Source organism: Alcanivorax sp. HI0083, assembly GCF_001635175.1.
The window spans coordinates 1-283 of the sequence record NZ_LWFX01000600.1 but is presented as its reverse complement, the minus strand read 5'-3'; the positions used below and the strand labels follow the sequence as shown (position 1 = coordinate 283).

The following is a 283-nucleotide window of genomic DNA, read 5'->3' as shown; positions in this document are numbered from 1 at the left end:
TTAAAAGCGATCTGTATGAAGTAACATCCTCCACATCAAACACTGTTCCTATAGAAACAACATCTCGCAGTGTCAACCCAGCATTTGCCGTTAATGTAGCCCTCTTTATTCCAACACCTTCCAAACTTGAGGTTCCCGAATAACCAGAAACGTTCAAATAACTTATTTTATCGCCGACAAGCTCTTCATTGTCGTAGTCAAAATCCATTTCACCGACAAAACGTATTCCAGCCCAAGCACCATCAATATTATTGGGTGAGGTCTTGATAGTGACAGGAGACAC

The 283-nt window shown here is 41.3% G+C and carries 1 protein-coding gene; it reads right to left on the bottom strand.

Going from position 1 to position 283, the window contains the following annotated elements:
* Window positions 1-283: hypothetical protein (locus tag A3754_RS27375; protein WP_197468500.1), on the bottom strand; the 283-nt coding region annotated here is incomplete at both ends.